A 5,291-nucleotide genomic window follows, 5' to 3' on the forward strand; every position below is an offset into this window, starting at 1 on the left:
GCGGTGCTGGTGGAAACCGACATGCGGGCCCATTGCAATCCCACCCGGATGGCCAGCATCCGACGGTTGGGATTCCAGCTCGTGCGGCGGCTTCGAGAGCTGTGCCCAGCCTGTGGTTCACCCGGCTGGGGAAGAACCGGCACGCTGGCCGGTCTGCCTTGCCGCTGCTGCGGCACCGCCACGTCGCTCACCGCCCAGGAGCGCTGGGGCTGTGCCGCCTGCGGCCGCACTGAGCTGAAGCCACGTCGGGATGGCAGGCGGGAGGCTGATCCGATGCACTGCCCCTGGTGCAACCCCTGAACCTGGTGCAACCCCGGATCAGCGTCAGCCAGCGGAGGTGGCCTGTGCCAGGGCGGGGCGACAGGGCAAAAAAAACCGCTTGAAGTGGACCTTCAAGCGGCTTGACCTCCAGGAAGCAAGCACTATGGGCAAACTTCCCGCCGTTCTCAATAAAAAGCTACACGGAATTCTGTGGGTGCCACTACGCCGGACTGGCGTCGATCACGCCACCTTATGGTTCCAATCTGGAATCCTGCAGGTCTGAGCCGACACATCCGCACAGGCAAGCCCTAAGGTTTGCGGACCAAATTTCATACGCGCTTCCTTCCATGTCTCTGGCGGGCTTTCAGGGCCCTCGACTGGTTTTCAGGCGTCGATGTCATCAGCTTTGCTTCTGCCTTCCATCGGCAGTTCTTGTCCTGTCCCTGTGCTGATTCTCTGAGGCTTTGCGCTTCCATTCCTCACCTCCCCCCGCGATGGTCATCTCCATGTCACGTCGTTGTCTGCGCCTGAGCCTCCGGGCTGGTGAGACGTTGCCTGCCAACATCGGCTGGCGGCTTGAACAGGGCTATCTCTGGTTGGCCCGCTGGACCGCGGGTGCCGACCCTCTCACGCTTGGGGTCTGGGGACCGGGCGAGTTGGTGATCCCGTCGCTGGTCGGCCTGTCGGATCTGGAATTGCGCTCCCTCTCGCCGGTGGTGGTGGTGGAGGAGGAGCCCTCGAGTGCGATGGAGCAGGAGTTTCTCCAGGACCAGCTGCGCCAGTCAGCCATGCTGTTGTTGCTCAGCCGCGTGCGACCGGCGGAATCCCGGTTGCTGCAGTTGCTCGATTGGTTCGGGACACGCTTCGGCACCATGACCGGCCAGGGGGTGCAGTTGCGGTTCGGGGAGAGGCCGCTGACCCATCAACAACTGGCCGACATTGCCGGCATGACCCGGGTCACCGTGACCAAGGCGCTCAGCCAGTTCCGTCAGGCCGGGTTGATCACGGGGCAGCAGGACGGTGCCCTGTTGCTGCGACGGCCTGTGGCTGACCTGTGGGAGTGCCACTGAACCCCCGATGGTCAATGCTTGTCCTGAGTTGCGGAGTTGATGCCGTGTTGATGCGTGTCCTGCTGGCCCGTTCCCCTCCTCGCTGAGGGTTCGGATTCCAGCCTAAACCTGAAAACTGCAAGCACCCCTAGAGGATCAAAGGTGTCCGACTTCTTAGAGCTTTTTATCAAGCAGCTCCAGTCTCCAACGCTTGGCTTCCTGATCGGCGGCATCGTGGTCGCCTCGTTTGGAAGCCAACTCGCGATTCCTGATTCGATTTACAGGTTCATCACCTTCTTCCTGCTGCTGAAGATTGGACTGACCGGTGGCATTGCCATTCGCAAATCCAATCTTGCCGAGATCTTCCTGCCTGCCCTGGCGGCGATCTTCCTGGGAATCATCATCGTTCTGATCGCCCGGTACACCCTGGCGAAGCTACCTGGAATCAAAGTGGCAGACGCCGTGGCCACAGGAGGCCTCTTCGGCGCCGTGAGTGGCTCCACCCTGGCGGCCGTTCTGCCCCAGCTCGATACAGCCGGTGTGGGTTACGAGCCCTGGACTGCAGCCCTCTACCCCTTCATGGATATCCCGGCCTTGGTCACGGCCATCGTTGTGGCGAGCGTCTACCTCAGCAACCATGGCGACAAGAGCTCGGGCAAGGTGGAGATCTGGCCGATCGTGAAGGAGAGTCTGCAGAGCTCGGCTGTCACCGCCCTGCTGCTGGGCCTGGCCCTGGGCATTTTCACCAAGCCTGAGCCGGTTTACGAGACGTTCTTCAACCCGCTGTTCCGTGGTTTCCTTTCTGTGATGATGATCATCATGGGCATGGAAGCCGCGCAGCGGATGAATGAGCTGCGCAAGGTGGCTCAGTGGTATGCGGTGTATGCCTTCATCGCGCCGTTCGTGCATGGCTTTCTCGCCTTCGGTCTTGGCCTTGTGATCCATCAACTCACGGGCTTCAGCTACGGAGGCTGTGTGGTTCTGGCGGTGATCGCTGCTTCCAGCTCTGATATCTCCGGGCCTCCCACCTTGCGCGCCGGCATCCCCAGCGCCAATCCATCCGCCTACATTGGCGCCTCCACCGCCATCGGCACTCCAGTGGCGATCGCGCTCTGCATTCCGCTCTTCATCGGCATCGCCGAAATATTGCCGAAATGATGGCCGGTAGTTAAAACTTCAAAGCAACAACCAATCGGAGGTCTACGTCATGAGTCAACAGGTTTGGAAGCTGGTGATCGTTGGGGAGGAAATCCTTTCCAAGAAGCTCATCAAGCTCATCAAGGCAGCAGGGGCCACTGGTTACACGGTGAATGCAGCCGGTGGTGAAGGTAGCCGCAATGTGCGCTCCACTGGAGATCCAAGCGTGTCGCATACGCTTTCCAATGTGAAGATCGAGGTTCTTACCGGCACCCGTGAGCTGGCCGACAAGATCACCCGTGAGATTGAGGCCAAGTACTATGCCGACTACTCCATCATCACGTATATTTATCAGGTTGAGGCTCTGCGCGACCATAAGTTCTGAGCCGAGCTGAATCGGCGTTTAGCTTCATCTGGCCCCGGCTGTGCCCTTGCGCCCAGCCGGGGCTTTTCGTGTGGGCTGTGGCGTGGTTGGCGCGGCTCCCGTTCCCGCGTCTGCAAGCAGGTGACGCTCCAGCGGCCTGGCCAGGCTCCGCGCTCCAGGGGGGGCTCTGGGGACGCACCTTGACGTGATCCCGCGTGTCCGGGCCGGGGGCGACCCCTGTGCAGGAGCCGCCAGGCCGGAGACCCCATCTGGCAGCCAGAGGCTTTGCCGTGCCCTCCCTCAGCATGGAGCCGCGGCGGTAATGGCGCTGCAGGTCATGGCTGAACCTGATTCTTGTAGCACCAGATCATCAGCATGTGATCGCTTGTGCTCCGGCCTGCAGTTGATCATCCCGGCTTATCCCTCCAATCCGTAATCCTGGCGCTTTGGGGTGCCGCAATGGCGCAAGAAAGCCTTAAGGTTCCCGGACTCAACTTCGGTGTGACGCCATCCATGACTCCGACGGTCTTCAAGGCCATCGGCTGCATCTGAAGGGTTGAGTCTTCCGGTGAATCATTGGTCTGTGGTCTGCAGATCCTTCTGATTCTTTGTGCCTTTGTTGTCGCGTTCAGTTTCTTTCCTTGCTCCTGTTGCTGTCCCGTTATGGCCGTCTCCATGTCACGTCGTTGTCTCCGCCTCAACCTGCGGGCCGGTGAGATGTTGCCGGTCGATCTTGGCTGGCGGATCGAGCAGGGTTATGTCTGGCTGGCCCGCTGCTGCCCGAGCGGCGACCCCCTCACCCTCGGGGTGTGGGGGCCGGGTGAGCTGGTGATCCCGGCCCTGATCGGTTTCTCAGGCCTGGAGCTGCGCTCCCTCTCCGCCGTTGTGGTGGAGGAAGAGCAGCCCAGCAGTACCCAGGAGCGCGAGTTCCTGGAGGGGCAGCTGCGCCAGGCCTCGATTCTGCTGTTGCTGAGCCGGGTGCGGCCGGCGGAATCACGGTTGCTGCACCTGCTCGATTGGTTCGGCACCCGCTTCGGCACCATGACCAGCCAGGGGGTGATGCTGCGGTTCGGGGACAGGCTCCTCACCCATCAGCAGTTGGCCGATATCGCTGGCATGACCCGGGTGACCGTGACCAAGGCCCTCACCCATTTCCGTCAGTCCGGTGTGCTGGCGACCCAGGCCGGAGGAGCGCTCCTGATGCGGGTCTCGGCTTCCGAGCTCTGGGACTGTCCCTGATCGGCCGATGGTCCTCCTTCCCCTGCCACCCCTCGTGGCCACCGTGATGTTGACGCCAGTCCTGCTGGCCCGTTCACCTCCCCCCTGAGGGTTCGAACCCAGCTTGGAGCCTAAGGCCTTCCCACTGCAAGGGTTGCCGCTTGATGGCTTGCCGCTTCCTTACTTCCTGCTTCATGTGATGGCCGTGGGCAACATCATGTCTGCCCATCGGTTTCGTTCGCCCGTGCCCTTCATTTCTACCTGTCGCCATGCTGAACCGACGTCGTTTTCTCACGCTTGCCAGTGGCTCCCTGTCCGCAACTCTGCTGCTGGCCGGGTGCATGGGCACCCCACCCACAGGTTCCGGTGGGGGTGCCTCTCCGGGAACCGGGGTGGATCAGGCTGCCAGTGCCAAACTCGAAACAGGCACCATCAAGCTTGGCTATATCCCGATTCTTGAAGCTGCTCCCCTGGTGGTGGGGGTGGAGAAGGGTTTCTTCGCCAAGCACGGGCTCAAGGTGGAGCTGGCCAAGCAGGCCAGCTGGCCCGCGGCCCGCGACAACGTGGTTCTCGGCTCCGGAGGCGGAGGCATCGATGGTGGCCAATGGCAGCTACCCATGCCCCACATGATCACGGAGGGCATCATCACCGATGGCAAGAAGGTGCCGATGTACGTGCTGGCCCAGCTGATCAGCCAGGCCAATGCCATCGCGGTGTCCAACAGCCTCAAGAACGACGATCTGGGAGTTGATCTCTCGTCCAAGGTGGATGTGTTCAAGCGCTTCCCCCAGAAGGAGGGGCGCAAGTTCCGGGCGGCCCACACCTACCCCAATGCCAACCAGGACATGTGGATCCGCTACTGGCTGGCGGCGGGTGGCATCGACCCGGACAAGGACATCGAACTGCTGACGGTGCCCTCCACCGAAACACTGCAGGGCATGCGCAACGGCACGATGGAGGCCTTCTCCACCGGTGATCCCTGGCCGTTCCGCATCGTCAAGGACAACATCGGCTACATCCCGGCCCTCACGGCCCAGATCTGGCCCTTCCATCCTGAGGAATTCCTTGCGGTGCGCGCCGACTGGGTCGACAAGCATCCCAAGGCCACCCTTGCTTTGATCAAGGGACTCATCGAAGCCCAGCAATGGGCCGACAAGCAGGAGAACCGTGATGAGGTGGCTGAGCTGATCTCCTCGCGGGCTTACTTCAACACCCCCGTTGAGGTTCTCAAGCCGGCTCTGAAAGGTCAGTATCAGCTGGGG

6 protein-coding genes are annotated in these 5,291 nt (G+C 61.7%); all 6 read left to right on the forward strand.

Annotation, left to right across the window (positions count from 1 at the left end):
• On the forward strand, window positions 1-300 hold a 300-nt coding region (locus tag ACLD7X_RS15700; RefSeq protein ID WP_411424616.1), incomplete at its 5' end, for a DUF6671 family protein.
• A gap of 467 nt (window positions 301-767) precedes the next feature.
• Complete coding sequence (locus ACLD7X_RS15705; RefSeq protein WP_411424617.1) at window positions 768-1,331, forward strand: Crp/Fnr family transcriptional regulator; 564 nt, start codon at window positions 768-770, stop codon at window positions 1,329-1,331.
• A 141-nt stretch (window positions 1,332-1,472) separates the two neighbouring features.
• A complete protein-coding gene (locus ACLD7X_RS15710; RefSeq protein ID WP_411424618.1) occupies window positions 1,473-2,468 on the forward strand; it encodes a sodium-dependent bicarbonate transport family permease in 996 nt (331 codons plus the stop codon).
• 49 nt (window positions 2,469-2,517) lie between these two features.
• Window positions 2,518-2,832 (forward strand): P-II family nitrogen regulator, encoded by a 315-nt coding sequence (locus ACLD7X_RS15715; protein ID WP_411424619.1) that lies wholly within the window; start codon window positions 2,518-2,520, stop codon window positions 2,830-2,832.
• Between the two features lie 654 nt (window positions 2,833-3,486).
• The gene (locus ACLD7X_RS15720; protein ID WP_411424620.1) at window positions 3,487-4,050 is read left to right on the forward strand and encodes a Crp/Fnr family transcriptional regulator; all 564 of its coding nucleotides are present in this window, start codon (window positions 3,487-3,489) and stop codon (window positions 4,048-4,050) included.
• Between the two features lie 320 nt (window positions 4,051-4,370).
• Window positions 4,371-5,291 (forward strand): CmpA/NrtA family ABC transporter substrate-binding protein (locus tag ACLD7X_RS15725; protein WP_425625345.1); only part of this gene is annotated, 921 nt, incomplete at its 3' end.

Source organism: Aphanothece microscopica RSMan92, from assembly GCF_046613545.2.
Lineage (GTDB): Bacteria > Cyanobacteriota > Cyanobacteriia > PCC-6307 > Cyanobiaceae > NIES-981.

Bases quoted from the DNA above. Each gene is read 5' to 3' on its own strand.
- ACLD7X_RS15715 (WP_411424619.1), top strand. From the start codon at position 2,518: ATGAGTCAACAGGTTTGGAAGCTGGTGATCGTTGGGGAGGAAATCCTT.
- ACLD7X_RS15720 (WP_411424620.1), top strand. From the start codon at position 3,487: ATGTCACGTCGTTGTCTCCGCCTCAACCTGCGGGCCGGTGAGATGTTG.
- ACLD7X_RS15705 (WP_411424617.1), top strand. From the start codon at position 768: ATGTCACGTCGTTGTCTGCGCCTGAGCCTCCGGGCTGGTGAGACGTTG.